Here is a 15,297-nt window from a genome sequence, read left to right as displayed (position 1 = left end):
GTGGTCATCTCCAATTCCTGCGCCGCAGCATGGCCATGAACAAAGCGCTCATCAGCCCGAACGTCAGACCGGCGCCACTGCCGCAGAGCGGGACGATCCGATTGGTGGGCGAGTCCTGGCCGGTGGTGGTCGAGTCATCCGGGCCGGTTGGTTCCGGATCGGGATGCTGGGCCGATACGGGCAGCACGGTCACGACGACGGAGTCGGTCGTGATCCGCGACGCGGCGTCGGTGACCTGGACGGTGTAGGTTGTCGTCACCGTCGGACTCGCCACTGGGCTGGTGATGGTCGTCGAGCTCAGGCCGGTCGCGGGGCTCCACAGATAGGTGTAGGGTTCGGTTCCGCCGTTGGCCAGGCAGGTCAGCTGGGTGCTCGCGCCCTCGTTGATGGTCACATCCGGGCCGGCGTTCACGGAGAAGGCGTTGGCCACCCGGACGGTGACGCTGTCGCTCACGGTCTGTCCGGTCTGATCGGTGACGGTCAGCGTGTAGCTGGTGGTCGTCGAGGGCGACGCGACAGGCAGGAGGATGGTGGTGCTGGACAACCCCGTAGCCGGGGCCCACGACACGGTATACGGCGTCACGCCGCCGGTGGCAACACCCGTCAACTGAGTGCTGCCACCGACGCTGATGCTGTGGTCATTGCCCGCATCGACGACCAGTTCGGTGGCCACGGTCACCTTCACGAAATCGGAGGCGACCAACTGGTTGGTGTCGGTTCCCGAGTTCAAGTCAACAACCGTCAGCCGGTATGTGGTGGTCGTCTCCGGTGAGGCGACCGGCTGGGCAATGCAGCGGTTGCTCAGACCGGGAATGGTCACGGTGCAGTCATCCCACGCGGAGCCGGGGGGCATGGCCGTCGGCGGCTCGGTGTTCCAGACGTACTTGTAGTTGGCGGCGACGCCGGTGGCCCCGCCGGTGGCCGCACCCGCCAGGGTGACGCTGCCGCCCGGCTTGATGACCTGGTCCGGGCCGGTGGTGACGGTCAGGGTAGCGTTGGGAGCCAGTTTGGCGGCGATGTTCAGCAGGACATCGCTTCCACCGAAGCCGTCGTGGAGCACGTGGTTGGGATTGCCGGGATCGACCCCGTACCCACCTGGAACGTTGGCGTTGGTGTTCGGAGTCGCATCGGGGACGAAGCGGTAGTCGGCGTAGTTGGTTCCACCTCCGCCATCGAGGGTGTCCTCCAGCACGACCCAGTGGCCGTTCTGGAAGACATCCTGGTCACCTTGTCCGAGGAGATAGTCGTTGCCCAGGCCGCCGGTGATGACATTCGGGTACGAATCGCCGATGAGCGTGTCATTGCCGGCTCCCCCGGTCAAGTTCTCGAATCCGCTGAGGGTGTCGAAGCCCGCGGAGACGGTGTCCTGGATACCCAAGGTTCGCAGGTTGACGGTCACGGGCTGATTGGCGGCCGAAGAGGCGTAGGTCACCGTATCCGTACCGGCGTTACCGAGCAACACGTCGTCGCCCGCCAAGCCCTCGATGGTGTCGTTGCCGGCCCCTCCGTCCACCAGATCCGCCTTGGCGCCGCCGGTCAATGTGTCGTCACCGAAGAGGCCGTAGATCTCGGTCGGGAAGTCGGCGTAGCCGCGAATGGTGTCGTTTCCGAAACCGCCCTGGACGACTTCGAAGCGGTCCAGGTCCTTGTTCACTGCCAGGGTGCAGTCGATGGCCGCCAGAGCGACGGCGGCGCCGTTCGGGACCGGAGCCGGGGTCAGGTTGTCGCAGGTGGGGATTGTGTCGGTGGTATCGTTGTTGCCATCGCCGTCGAAGTCGCCGGTCGTGGTTCCGTTGCCCGCGGCGCTCAGGTCGACGGTGACCGTACCGGCAAAACCGCTGTAATCGAGGATATCTTCGCCGGGTCCGCCGTAGAGCACATTGGTGCCGGCACCTCCGCCGATGGTGTCGTCGCCACCCTCACCGTGCAGCTGGTCGTCGCCCGGGCCGCCGTCAAGGAGGTCGTTGCCCGCCAAGGCCGGGTTGGTGTGATCGCCCATATCGCCCCAGATCTGATCGTTACCGACCACGGTGATATCCATGGGATCATCGCCGACCAGGTAGTCGTTGCCCATGCGCCCGACAATGATATCGTTGCCGCCCATACCGATGAGGATGTTATCCCGGTCCACCATGTTGGCATCCGGGTTCGGCGGCAGCATCATGTCGGGAAGGCGAAACGCGTTGGTTCCGTAGAGGATATCGTCGTTGACTGAGCCGGTGGCGTTCTCAAAGCCGAACAGGAGATCGAGGCCGCCGCTGCCGTCATCCATGGCGAATCCGCCGGAGTCAAGCGTGCCCGCCCCCAGGTCGAGGAGGACACTGGCCCCGCCTTCCGCCACCAGGGGGATCTGGACAAAAGTCACAGTGTCGGCGGCGCTGCCGTCATTGGTCGGGAGCCAGGTTGGGAAGTCGGTTTCAGGATCATAGCCGACCGCTCCGCCATAGAGCGTATCGAACATTCCCGTTCCGCCTTCGATGGTATCCCCGCCGTCGCCACCGCTGACCATGTCGTTTCCGGCACCGGCGTAGATGATGTCTGCCCCGGCGCAGCCCATGATTTCATCGGCGGCGCCGGCGAAGATGCCCGTTCCCGCCAGGGCGGTTCCCACCTCGTCGGGGCCTCCTGGGGCGTTGAGGCCGATGAAGCCGTCAGCGTTGATGTCGTAATCGAAATCGCCGTAGATCGTATCGCCGCCGGCGTTGGCCGCATCCTGGTGTTCGTCGCCGATGATCCGGTCGCTGCCGCCACATCCGTAGATGAAATCGGAGCCGTCGCCGCCGAAGATGTCATCATTACCGATCGAGGTTGAGGCGATCATCGCGGCCGGATCCAGCATGGCGTCCCAGGGAATCGGGCCCACGGCCGTCACCAGCGGATCGTAGTCACCCGATCCGGTCGCTCCCCAGTCGGGTGGCAAGGGGCCGTCACCCACGAGGAGATCGCCGCCCTCCCGGCCGTAGATAATGTCATTGCCGCTTCCACCGAACACGATGTCGCCGACGTTCCCGGTCCCCGCGTCGATGGTGTCGTTGCCGCTGTCACCCAGGAGCACATCGCGCTGGCTTCCACCGGTGATGGTGTCGTCGCCGCCGCCACCGAGGATTGTGGTTGGGCGGATGGGATCACCGGTCAGTGTGTCGTTGGTGCCTTTTCCGCGAATGGCGGCGAAGGTATCGTCCGCCAGGGCGTCCGCATCGCCCCACCCGTCTGTAGCGGTATTGGAGTCCAGACTGACGACGACCGCGTAGAGCCCCGCGTCGGTGGCGTAGTCGAGGACGTCGAATCCGCCTCCGCCACCCAGTTCGTCAGCCCCTCTGTCGCCTCGAACCAGGTCGTTGCCGCCACCCCCGGCAATGGTGTCCTCATCCTCGCCGCCGTTGAGGATGTCGTCTCCGCCGCCACCGTCGATGGCGTCCTTGCCCTTGCCGCCGTTGATGAGGTCGTTGTCGCCCTCGCCGTTGAGGGTATCGTCCCCGCCGCTGCCGGTGATGATGTCGTCGCCTGGGCCGCCCCAAACCTCTACCGGCGGGGTGTCGTCACCGGCGAACATGCTGCAATCCACATCATCGGCGCCGGCCATGGCCCGGACGACGATCGAGGAGACCGCATCCAAGGTGATGGCATCCAGGTCGGCCTGGCTGGCCACGTTACCGCCGGCCACGAAGAAGGCCACCGGAGCGCCGGGCTTGACGGCGTAGAGTATCTGAACGACGGCGGTATCCTCGGCCGGGACGCCGGCGGCGACGCTGTCTGCCGCGAATACGTCGGTGGTCAACTGGATGGTTTCGTCGGCCCCGGTGGCCGTGAAGGTCAAGACGCCATCCGCGACCACGGCGGTCTGGGCCGAGGCTTGGCCGGCCAGGAGTCCGCCAACCAGGAAGACGGCCATAACAACGGGAAGACAACCGCCAAATCGGGCCGGATCAGTGAACCGCGAGCGCATACCGACGCCCTCCGCAGGGACGACCAAGTTTCGGGCAAACACCATGACCATCCACCTCACAAGGATCAGGGCTTGAAGCCGTAGATCAAGTATACCTCACCGGCGGCCGTCTTACCCTCGGGTGAGGCCAGAATCGAGCTCATCAGGAGATCGGCTCGGCCGTCGCCGTCGAGATCGCCCGCGGACGCAACGCCCTTGGACAGGAGGCCGTTTTGAGTGAGGCCGCCGCCCAAGGCGTCGCCGCCGTTGCTGCCGACGAACATGACGCCGGGCAGATTGTCGCTCCCGATCTGGCCCAAGGAGATCGTCCCGGTCAGGTGGGTGCCGCCAAAGACCACGTAGACAACGCCGGCGCCGGTGAGGTCATCGGGGTCGCCGTCGAGGTTGCGGTCGTCGGCCACACCGTTGCCGTCCAGGTCGACCCCGTGGGCGGTACCGGCGGCGGCGTAGGTGCCGTCGCCGCCGGGAGTGAACGTAAACGACGGGCTGGCATCCGGTGCAGCGATGAGGATATCGGGGGTGCCGTCGCCGTTGAAATCGCCGGCGTTCGCCACGGTGATGCCGGCGTGATGTCCGGTGCCCGCCCCGGTGAGGAGCATGCCGTAACCGGCGTCCCGGAGGTCGCCGAGGGTGATGCCGCCGGCCGGGTTGAGCAGGTTGCGGCCGCCGAACAGGATGAACACCTCGCCCGACTGGGCGCCGCCGGCGGTGAAGGCGTCGGGGCTGCCAATCAGCAGGTCGGCGTACCCATCTTTGTTGTAATCGTCGTTGAGATCGCCGCCACCGGCCAGCGACCGTCCGATGTTCTCGCCCGGCTGGCCGATGATCATCAGGCCGTTGAGGCGTTGCGGGTCTGAGGCGGGATCGCGGGCCAAGTCTTCGAGCAGGTAGTCCGCCTCGATCTCGGGCTGGCGGCGGTACAGGACATAGACCGCCCCACGCGGGAAGGTCTCGTTGGGCATCCTGGCCGCGCCCGGCGCACCGACGGCGACATCATCGACACCGTCGTTGTTGATGTCTGCCAAGCCGGTCACGTCGCCCACTTGGTCGCCGGCGGAGGCTCCGATGATGCGGATGGGGTTGGATATCTCGAAGTCCACATCGCCGGGCTTGTCGTAGCGGCGGCTATCGAGGACCTCGGCGCGAACGTAGCCGAGGTCGCCGATGATGTAGTTATGGGGCGCGGGAACCGTCTCATTGTCGCCGTGAGCCGGGGTGGTCCAGAGGTACTGGTTGTCGGGCGCCCCCGGTCGCTTCAGTTGGAGCATATAGACTTCGCCGGCCTGCTCGCGCGTCGCCGTCGGCAGCGACGGTGTCTCGGCGCGAAGGGCGGTACGCAGCGGGGCTCCGACCAGCAGGAAGTCGCCGGAAGTTGACACGCTGTGTCCGAAGCGGTTGGCGGTGGACAAGCAGGCGGCGGGGTCGGGGCACTGGCTGGTGGTCTGACCGAGGATCCGGCATCCGTAGGGCTCTCGGGGCGGGGACATGACCCGGGTGTCGTGGGTGACCCCGGTGCTGTAGAAACCCGTACCCAGAACGGCCATGGTACCGAACAGTGGCCATTCTCCGAAGATTGGGCCGAGGTTGACGTTCGGCGTGCACTGGTCGGTGCCGTTCGGTCCTGCCACTTGGCGGCCGCCGATGAAGCCGAGCTCGCTGGGTCCGGGTGGCGGGTCGATCTGGGAGAGATTGACCACCTCTCCGCCCATGCAGTAGGTCGTCTCCGGGGCGATGACCAGGCCGCCTGCGGCGAGTGATGTCGCCAACCGTGGCGGACTGATGGTCCCTTCCGTGCTCTGGAAGAAGCCTTCGCACGGGAACACGATCGTCTCCTCGGTTCCGTCGAGGGTGGTGTTGGGGAAGTTGGGGCAGACGTCGGCCACCGAAGGCGGATTACCCCAGCCGGGATCGACACCCATATCCTCGAACACCTGGCCGACCTCGTCGAGTTGAATGACGCGGTCAAAATGGCGGCTGACGGCCCGGCGGTTGGCGAGCAGCGAGTTCCGGCTGGACAGGGTGATCACACCGCCGCGCAGGAAGTGCCCGTTGTTTTCCAACCGGCCCAACGCGGGCAGGGGCGCGGGATGAATCCCATCGACCACCTGGTTGCTCAAGCTGAACGAGTTGCAGTACGGGAAGCCGAAGACGAGTTCTTGACGGTTGTCACCATCCTGGTCGGGAATCAAGGTGATCGACCGAAGGCCTTCGGTGGCGTACGGCTGGGCGACGCCGCCTTCGACAGTATACGGAATCGAGGAACCGGCCCGAGCGAGGCTCACGTTGACGAGATCGTCGCCGGCGTAAGGGTTGGGCACGACGCCTGTCAGGATGGTGCCGGGGAGAGCTGCGTCGGTGGTGGTCGTGGCTCCCAGTCCGACGCTATTGGCGTAGTAGTGACCCGAATACCGCGCCGCCTGGCCGTAGATCAGGTATGCCTCGCCGGCTCCTCGTCCCTCGGCGCGGGCGAAGAACGGCTTGCCGAACTGAGCGCCCATGATGATCTCATTACGGCCATCGCCGTCGTAGTCGTCGGCGGCGAGCAGGGCGCTGCCCAGGTTGTCACCGAAGTTATGGCCTCGGAAGATGGCCCCGCGGGCGAAGCCGGTTTGGGGCACCACGTTGCCGGTGTTGTCCCGCTTGGTGGCGAAGTCGCCCACCCAGAAGGTCTTCGGCACAACGGTCAAGGTGCCCGGGGCGTAGTCGGTCACGGGGTCGCCGGTCACCGGTGTCAAGGTCGCCCCGATGAAGAACTTGCCGATCGCGCCGGTGGTCTTGAAGTCCACGAACTGGGTCAGGGCTTCGAGGCCATCGACGATGGTCACTCGAGTCGCCTCGCCATCGGGCTCACCGTCGTTGTCGGCGTCCGGCTCGCGGAAGACCCGGACCGTGCCTTCGCTGCGTCGCAGGTTGGTTGTCCAGTTGATCCGGTAGGTATTACCTTCCAGGATGCTCGCGGCGGTCAGGGGAGAGGTCACGGAGAGTGACGCCTCGCCCGTGCCGCCGCCGCCGCTGCCGACCTGAACGACGCCGGCACTGTACCGGGTCAACGGAGGGCTCTGGCCGTTGAGCAGCTCGGCGCCGACGTAATACTCGCCGGTGATCACGCCGGTGGTATTCCAGTTCGTGCCGCCGACGGATGCGGGGAAGGTCGCGATGGTGGTCTCGTTGCCGTTGCCGAAGGTGGTATCGGGATCGTAGAAGGTGCGTACGCTGGCGGTTGGATTCGACGGGTCGTTAGCGGCCACGAGGACCTGGACGAACTCGCCCGGCTGCACGACCAGGCCGACGGTAGGCGAAAGGATCTCCATGTAGACGCCGGTCGTCACGGTCAGCGTCGCGGGATTGTAGCTCGCGATCGGTGAACCCGTGGCCGGGGTGACGACCACGCCGATGTTATAGACGCCGGTGGTGAGCGAGGCGGTGTTGAAGGTCCTTTCCACGGTCGAGGAACCGTTGACCGTTGCCTGGTGGATGGTTGTCTCGTTGGAATTGACGGTGGTATCGCGGTCGTAGAACAGCCGATACTGGAACTGGGTTGTGCCAGCATCAAACTCTATTGGAAGGCTGGCGCCCGCGGCGAGACTGACCGGAGCGGCCGGGGAGACCCAAGTCACGGCCACGCCGGCCTGCAGGGTCACGACGCCGGGGGCATACGCGGTCAGGGTCTGCAGGCCGATGGTCGCCCGGATGCCCACGCGCAGCGTGCCCGCCGCCAGGGTGCCGGTCTGCAGCGTCACCACCTTGCCCGTGCCGGCGGCGAGGGAGGTGGCAAAAACCACCTCGTCGCCGCTGCCGGCAACGCCGTCGCGGTCGTAGAAGGCGACCACGTTCGAGGCGGAGCTACTCACGTCGTAGACCATGGTCAAGGCATCGCCGATCCGAACCGTCTGGGCCACGGACGGCGAGTGCACGATGAGAGTGGTCGTTCCGGTGAGGCTCCCGGAGATGTTGCCGGTGATGGCACTGCTGAGATCGGCGATGTCCGGACAGCCCTGGCCGAGCAGGAGTGGCAACAGGGTGGCCACGGACACCGCGAGAATACCCAGACCCGGTCGCCACTTGCGCGTGCTTCTCATAACTCCATGCTCCAGCATGAGTTAAATCCAAAGGGGAGCCCGCCGAGAGATCGGCGAATACTCCAGTTAGGCGCGGCCGACACCAGCCTGCCTCGCCCCGCGAGTATAATCCGGGACACCAAGGTTCCTGTCAAGCTGCCCTGTGTTCAGCCCCGGGGTGGAGCCAGGCGGATCGGCCGCAATCTCGGGTACTTACGGTCTCGCGGATTGTCCGAGGGTAGTCGATATGTTCGTCACAGAGGATCGCAAGAGCGATATCCGTGGACAACGCCTCGGACAAGGGGTGGAGGATGTACCGATACGCGGATGATGCCAACCTGCTCTGGGAACGCTACCTGGAGACCAGGAGTACGGAATGCCAGCGGGCGCTGCTCCAGCACTACGCCCCGGCTGTCCTGATGCAGGCTTGTTGTTGGTCGCGAGGCCCCCTGTCGACGCCGGGGGAGCCGGCGGCCGACCTGCCGGGAACCGACCGAATGACGCTGCCACCGGAAGGCCAGCCATTCATTCCCTATGTTCCGCCCACGCCGGGGCCAAAACGCCAGGGGTCGGGCGAAGGGCCCGGCCCCCGAGCCTGAGAGCCAGAGGGGAGGATTCGTCCCCTACCGGCCCTACCGGGCGTTGCGAACAAGGGGACTGATCGCATCGGGGTTCTGGTCCGGCCGCGCGGCGCCCGGTTCCGAGACAGTGGGTGCGTCTACAGGCTCGGCTTCTCGTCCTCGACCAGCACTTTCTGGATGGCGCTGCGAACGACGGTTATCTTGACGTTGGCCGATTCGTCAACCTTCAGTGTTACCTCATTATCGGTCACGGACACGACAGAGCCGATGATACCTCCGATGGTCATGACCCGATCGTTCTTGCGTAGCCCGGCGAGCATTTCCTGGCGAGCCTTCTTGTCTTTTCGGCTGCCGGAGAGCATGACTCCGTAGAAGACCACCAACATCAGGATGAGGCCGATCCAGAGGAAGTTGCCGGCGTCCTGAGCCAGAATGGGAAGCATCATATGCGTCACTCAATCCGTGTTGATTCGTGAATCCGCCCGGCCGGGCTCGCCGGCCACGGGGAATTCGGCCAGCATCGTCGCGTAATCCCCATCTGGAATCAAGTCTCTCAGCCGGGCCATAAACCGCTGGTAGAACCACAGATTGTGGACCGAGACCAGAATCGGCCCCATCATCTCTCCCACGAGGAATAGATGCCGGATGTACCCCCGGCTGAACTGCCGGCAGGTGGGGCAGGGGCAGTTCTCCTCAAGTGGTCCTGGATCGAGGCGGTGCTTCTCGTTTCGCAGTCTCAGTGTCCCGTCCCCGGTAAACGCGGAGCCATTGCGTCCGTTTCGCGTCGGCAGAACGCAGTCAAACATATCGATACCGGCCTGAACCGCCGCGAGGATGTCCCGAGGCATGCCCACGCCCATCAGGTATCGTGGCCGGTCGGGAGGCAAGGCCGGCACGACCTCGCGTAGGACCGCGACCATCTGCTCGTGGGTCTCACCGACCGACAATCCTCCCACTGCGTAACCAGGGAAGTCCATCTCGATCAGCCTGTGGGCGCACGCCAGCCGCAGGTCACAGTAGACACCTCCCTGCACGATCCCGAACAGGGCCTGGTCGGAGCGTTGGTGGGCGGAGCGGCATCGCCCGGCCCAGCGGATGGTCCGGTCGACCGCCGCCTGGGCGGTGGCTCGGTCGGCGTCGCCCGGCGGACACTGGTCGAATGCCATGATGATGTCGGCGCCGAGCTGGTTCTGGATCCGGGTGGCCGAGAGCGGGTCCATGTGGATCGTCTGGCCGTCGATGTGGGAACGGAAGGTCACGCCTTCATCGGTGACCTTGTTCAGGTCGGCCAGCGAGAAGACCTGATAGCCGCCGCTGTCGGTCAGGATGGGGCCGTTCCAGGCCATGAACTTGTGCAGCCCGCCGAGCTGTTCGACCAGTTCTGCTCCCGGCCGCTGAAGCAGGTGATAAGTGTTGGCGAGCAGGATATCCGCGCCGCTGTCGCGCACCTGCTGGGGCCAGAGGCCTTTGACTGTGGCCCGCGTTCCTACCGGCATGAACGCCGGGGTACGGATCTGGCCGTGCGGCGTTGTCACCGTCGCGCAGCGTGCCCGCCCGCCCGGATCGGCCTGCCTCACCTCGAAAGTGAGCATCCTTGGACGTCTCCCTGCGGAGGCCGGCCGCGCGGCACGGCCTGGGCCTTATTCCACTTCCAGTTTGCCCTTCATGGGTCGGCATTGCCTGCCGCCATGCCGGGTTTTCTTGACCGCGCCCGGGGCCCGCTCTAGAGTACTCTTACGCCGCGTGGTCATATTACTCGGCGCGGCGACAACCGCCAGCACGTCCTCCTCGCCGACGACGGCCGGCGGGCGAATTCGAGCACCCAGAAGGAGCGATCGTCAGCCATGGGCAAGATGGCAGTCATCATTGTGGCCGCGGGCAAGAGCACCCGGTTTGGCGGCAAGGAGAAGAAGATTCTGGCCAAGCTCGACGGTCGGCCGATGTTCCTCCGCTCCGTGGAGCAGTTCGTCAACCGTGAAGACGTGTGTCAGACTTTGTTGGTCATTGCTCCCGAGGACGCGGAGCACATCAAAGAGAAGTTCGGGGCCAATCTGGGCTTCATGGGTGTCAAACCGGTCACCGGCGGGCCGCTGCGTTGCGACTCGGTAGCCAACGGTTTGGCGGCGGTGATTCCCGAGGCCGAGTTCGTGGCCATCCACGATGCTGCCCGCCCGTGCGTGAGCCAGGAGATGATTGACCGCGTTTTTGCCGAGGCGGGGAAAACGAACGCCGCGATCCTGGCCGCCCCGCTGCGCGGGACGATCAAGCGGGCAGGCGAAAGCCTGGTGGTTGACGAGACGATCTCCCGCGAAGGGCTGTGGGAGGCTCAGACGCCGCAGGTATTCAAGCGCGATCTGATCGAGCAGGCTTACGCCAGACGCGGCGAGTTCGAGGGCGAGCCCACCGATGACGCCCAGTTGGTCGAACGTTTGGGCCATCCCGTCCAAATCGTCGAGTCTGATTTCAGCAACCTGAAAGTCACCGCTCCGGGCGACATCGCCCTCGCCCAGTCCATCGTCAAGAACCGCCCGAAAGGACGGCCGAAGGGACCGCTGGGCGCCTTCGAGGAGGCCCAATGGTAGCCGCTGAAGCTTGACGATTCCGGCCTTTCTCGCTTACGCTTGGCTGACCTAACGTTGCCAGGGACGTGTGTTTCAGGATGATCGCGCTGGTTCGTCGTCGCAGGAGGCTGACGCAATGAGGACGCTGACGGATAGGTTCAATCGTCGGATGATCGTCGGGCTTGGTATCGTGTTGGGTGCGGTCCTGGCCGGCGGCTGCAAGACGGATGAGATCGCGGGTCCCGAGCGCACCAAGGTCGCCGGCCCGACCACGGATCTAGAGACGCCCGCGGGCATTCAGGTCCCCGACATCAAGACCGCGGGCCGCACGGAGCTGGACCTGGTTGAGGAGATGATCCTTCACCGCACCATGTATGCCCGGTTGCTCAGAGCGCTCGCCAACTACTACAACGAGAACGGCAATGCGGTGAAGGAGGCGTGGGCTCGCACCGAACTGAATGATCTCAAGTACGTGAAGCCGTACCGTTACATCAGTGACACCGAGGCGCCGGCGAGCGAACTCAAGCCTACGCAGTCGATCGCTGAGGCCGACAAGCTGTTCAACGAGGGCCGGGCCCTGATGAAGAAAGGCGGATCCGAGATCCCGGGTCTGTACAACCAGCGGACGATGAAGCTGGCGCTGGCCAAGTTCAATGAAGTGGTGGACAACTACCCCAGCAGTGACAAGGTTGCTGATGCCGCCTTCTACATCGCTGAGATCCACAAGGAGTACTTCGAGGAGAAGGACAACACCATCGCCGCGGAGTGGTACCGCAAGGCCCTGCTGTGGAACCCGAGTATCCAGCACCCGGTCCGGTTCCAGCTGGCCGTGCTCCTCGATTACCGGCTGCACGAGCGCGAGAACGCCCTGGCGATGTACCAGGAAGTCGTAGAGAACGAGCGATCGAACAAGAGCAATCTGGATTTCGCGTATCGGCGGATTGCCCAGTTGACCGACGAGAAGACGCGGCATTCGCCAGGCGAGATCGTGAGCCAGCCGAAGTCCAGCTCGACAAGCACCCCACCGCCGCCGCCCGCCGGCATCATCGAAGTGAAGCCCAAGCCCCCCGCGCCGACGTCCACTCAGTGAGCGAGTTCGCGAAGGTACGGTCCGACGCGGCCGTCTCGATCGCCCAGGTCGCGCCGGGAGGATGCCACGCGGAGGTTGTTCCTGGGCGCGTCCTGAGCAGCGTCTTGAGTCGAGCCTCGACCCGACTCCCGGCGTTGGCCATGGTGGCCCATCGCTATGGATGGCGAAGGGCTGGTCTCGGCAAGGCGGTGGTCCGAAACTCCGCTTCCCCCCTTACTGGCGGGATGGGGGGCGGCAGCCGAGGCGGGAGCCCGGGCAAGCTGCGGTCGCGGGTGCCCGAGCTGCGCGGTCGGGCATCAACCCCAGCGTACCAGTCCGATGTTGTAACGGGCGGCCATTTCCGGATGGTGCGGCACGATCCGAAGGGCGTAGCCATAGTGACCGCTGTACTCGCAGGGAATCTCGCCGGTGTACTTGTACCGTCCCGACGGGCCGTCGCGATTCTGGCAATGCAGCGGGGCCGAACTGCCCATGGTGATCAGGCCACGAGCGTCCAGCGGGCCGTAGTACAGCTCCACCGATACCTCGGCGGGATCGATGGAGCCGAGCCGGATTTCGGCCTGAACCGCCAGGCGGTTGCCGACCGTGACGGTCTGCGGAATATCGGCTTGCAGCGAGTCGATACTGATTTCGCTCCATCGCTGGAGCAGCTTCTGCCGCCAAGTGGCGATGTCGCGCGAGACTTTGTACTTCTCCTGGCTGAACCGGTGCCATCGCTCGGCCGCAGGCAGGTAGAACCGTTCGGCATACTCGCGAACCATGCGGTTGGTATTGAACACCGGGCAGCAGGTCCGCATTGACGATTTCATCGTCGCCACCCACCGGCGCGGGAGGCCGTCCGCTCCGCGGTCATAGAACCGGGGCACGATTTCCTTCTCGAGCAGTTCATAGAACGACTCGGCCTCCATATGGTCCTGGTAATCCTGGTTGCCGTAGATGCGGCGATCGCCGATTGCCCAGCCGTTGGTACCATCGAATCCCTCAGGCCACCAGCCGTCAAGCACCGACATGTTGATACCGCCGTTGGGAATGACCTTCATGCCGCTCGTGCCGCTGGCTTCGTGGAGCTTGACGGGCGTATTGACCCACACATCCACGCCCCAGACCAGGGACCGGGTGATGCTCATGTCGTAGTCTTCGAGGAAGACCAACCGGTTGCGGAGTTGGGGCGTCTTGGTCATGGCCACAATCCGCTTGATGAGTTCTTTGCCGGCCTCGTCTTTGGGATGGGCCTTCCCGGCAATAATGAGCTGCACGGGGCGGTCGCCGCTGGTGAGGATTCTGGCCAGGCGATCGGGGTCGCGCATTAAAAGGGTCGCCCGCTTGTAGGTGGCGAACCGGCGAGCGAAGCCGAGGGTGAGGGCCTCGGGATCGAGCACCTCGTCGGCCGCGTCGATTTCGGCCGGAGGGGCGCCGCGGGCGATGAGCTGGAGTTTCAGACGCCGACGAGCGAAGGCCACCAGCCGTTCCCGAAGCCGCTCATGCGACCGCCAGAGTTCCGCGTCCGGAATCAGATCTACACGTTGCCAGATGGCCTGATTCAGCGGATCGTCCGCCCATTGCGGACCGAGGTACTGATCGTAGAGATGAGCCACCTCGCTGGACATCCAGCTGCGGATGTGCACCCCGTTGGTGATAGAGGTGATCGGTACTTCGTTCACCGGCACACCTGGAAAGACCGCGCTGAACATCTTCCGGGAGACTTCCCCATGAAGAGCGCTCACCCCGTTGCTCAGATACGCGAGTCGCAAGGCGAGCACCGCCATACTGAATGGCTCGTTGGCGTCGGAGGCGTTCATCCGGCCCAACTCCAGGAGGCGATTCTGGTTGATACCCAGGGCTTGGCAGTAGCCGGTCATGTACCGGGTCACCAGGGCACTGGGGAAGGTGTCGATACCGGCCGGCACGGGCGTATGGGTGGTGAAGACCGTACCTGTGGCGACGACCTCCCGGGCCTCTTCGAACGTGAGCCCTTCGCGTCTCATTTTCTGCTGAATACGTTCGATCGCCAGGAACGCCGAATGGCCCTCGTTCATGTGGCAGACCGATGGGTCGATACCCAGAGCAGCCAAAGCCCGGACACCGCCAATACCGAGGATGATCTCCTGACGGATACGCGTCTCCTGGTCACCACCGTACAGGCGGGCGGTGATATCGCGATCCTCCGGCCGGTTGCGAGCGACGTTGGTATCGAGCAGGTAGAGATTCACTCGCCCGCAGCGGACGAGCCAGACCTGGGCAGCCACATCGTGTCCGCCGACGTCCATGCTGACGGTCAGGTGGTGTCCATTCTCGTCGCGCACGGGCACGATCGGGAGTTCGGCGAAGTTCAGCTCGGGGTAGTCCTCGAATTGATAGCCGTCCTGGGTGAGGTACTGATGGAAGTAGCCCTGGCGATAGAGGAGTCCTACGCCGACCAATGGCAAGCCCAAGTCGCTGGCGCTCTTCAAATGGTCGCCGGCCAGGGTACCGAGGCCGCCGGAGTAGATGGGTAGACATTCGTGAATACCGAACTCGGCAGAGAAATACGCGATCGTGCCCACCGGGCGGTTGCCGAAGTTCTTGTCGAACCAGGTCGGTCGCTCGAAGTAAGCCTCCATGGCCTCCAAGACCCGATGGAGCCAAGCCAAGTAGGCCGGATCGCTTGCCAGCCGATCGAGGCGTTCTTGTCGAACCTGGGCAAGCATGGCCACAGGGTTGTGTTTCAACTCCCGCCAGAGATCGATGTCCATTCGGCGGAACAGCTCGAACGATTCCGCGCTCCAGGTCCACCACAGGTTGTAGGCCAAGTCCCGGAGGGGGCGCAAAGGTTCCGGCAAGGCGGGCAAGACCATAAAACTGCGCACTTGGGTCATAATGTCCGATATCCTCCAGCTTGAGACCCCTTTAGCATCGGCAAAAACGGCTGCTGGCTGGCGGAATCATGATTGGAAGTTCACCCAACGATGAAATCGGGCTTCATGCCGAAAGACCGTCACTGCGGGCCGGGCCCCGCGTGACGCTCCGTCGTCACCCGTGCGTGCATTGCGCGCCGGGCGTGTCGAGTCTTCCAAGATGTGTT

The 15,297-nt window shown here is 64.6% G+C and carries 8 protein-coding genes; 3 read left to right on the top strand and 5 right to left on the bottom strand.

Going from position 1 to position 15,297, the window contains the following annotated elements; all coding sequences use genetic code 11:
- Positions 1-4: 4 nt before the first annotated feature.
- The gene (locus KA354_13890; protein MBP7935734.1) at positions 5-3,991 is read right to left on the bottom strand and encodes a hypothetical protein; all 3,987 of its coding nucleotides are present in this window, start codon (positions 3,989-3,991) and stop codon (positions 5-7) included.
- A gap of 20 nt (positions 3,992-4,011) precedes the next feature.
- On the bottom strand, positions 4,012-8,025 hold the full coding sequence (locus tag KA354_13885; GenBank protein MBP7935733.1) for an FG-GAP repeat protein: 4,014 nt from the start codon (positions 8,023-8,025) through the stop codon (positions 4,012-4,014).
- A 290-nt stretch (positions 8,026-8,315) separates the two neighbouring features.
- Between KA354_13885 and KA354_13880 the strand changes: the two genes are divergently transcribed.
- Complete coding sequence (locus tag KA354_13880) at positions 8,316-8,603, top strand: hypothetical protein (GenBank protein ID MBP7935732.1); 288 nt, start codon at positions 8,316-8,318, stop codon at positions 8,601-8,603.
- A gap of 119 nt (positions 8,604-8,722) precedes the next feature.
- On the opposite strand, the gene yajC is transcribed toward KA354_13880, so the two are convergent.
- Positions 8,723-9,031 carry a preprotein translocase subunit YajC gene (gene yajC / locus KA354_13875; protein ID MBP7935731.1) on the bottom strand — a complete coding sequence of 103 codons (309 nt, stop codon included), beginning with the start codon at positions 9,029-9,031 and terminating at the stop codon, positions 8,723-8,725.
- Between the two features lie 9 nt (positions 9,032-9,040).
- Positions 9,041-10,177: a tRNA guanosine(34) transglycosylase Tgt gene (gene tgt, locus KA354_13870; GenBank protein MBP7935730.1), complete on the bottom strand. Its 1,137-nt coding sequence runs from the start codon at positions 10,175-10,177 to the stop codon at positions 9,041-9,043.
- A gap of 252 nt (positions 10,178-10,429) precedes the next feature.
- Between tgt and ispD the strand changes: the two genes are divergently transcribed.
- Both ispD and KA354_13860 read left to right on the top strand, forming a co-directional pair.
- Positions 10,430-11,167: a 2-C-methyl-D-erythritol 4-phosphate cytidylyltransferase gene (ispD, locus tag KA354_13865; protein MBP7935729.1), complete on the top strand. Its 738-nt coding sequence runs from the start codon at positions 10,430-10,432 to the stop codon at positions 11,165-11,167.
- 115 nt (positions 11,168-11,282) lie between these two features.
- Positions 11,283-12,236: a hypothetical protein gene (locus tag KA354_13860; GenBank protein ID MBP7935728.1), complete on the top strand. Its 954-nt coding sequence runs from the start codon at positions 11,283-11,285 to the stop codon at positions 12,234-12,236.
- Between the two features lie 296 nt (positions 12,237-12,532).
- On the opposite strand, the gene glgP is transcribed toward KA354_13860, so the two are convergent.
- Complete coding sequence (gene glgP / locus KA354_13855; protein ID MBP7935727.1) at positions 12,533-15,091, bottom strand: alpha-glucan family phosphorylase; 2,559 nt, start codon at positions 15,089-15,091, stop codon at positions 12,533-12,535.
- Positions 15,092-15,297: the final 206 nt, after the last annotated feature.

Source organism: Phycisphaerae bacterium, assembly GCA_018003015.1.
Lineage (GTDB): Bacteria > Planctomycetota > Phycisphaerae > UBA1845 > PWPN01 > JAGNEZ01.
Note: the sequence above shows the minus strand (reverse complement) of the source record. Positions and strands in the feature narration are given on the sequence as shown.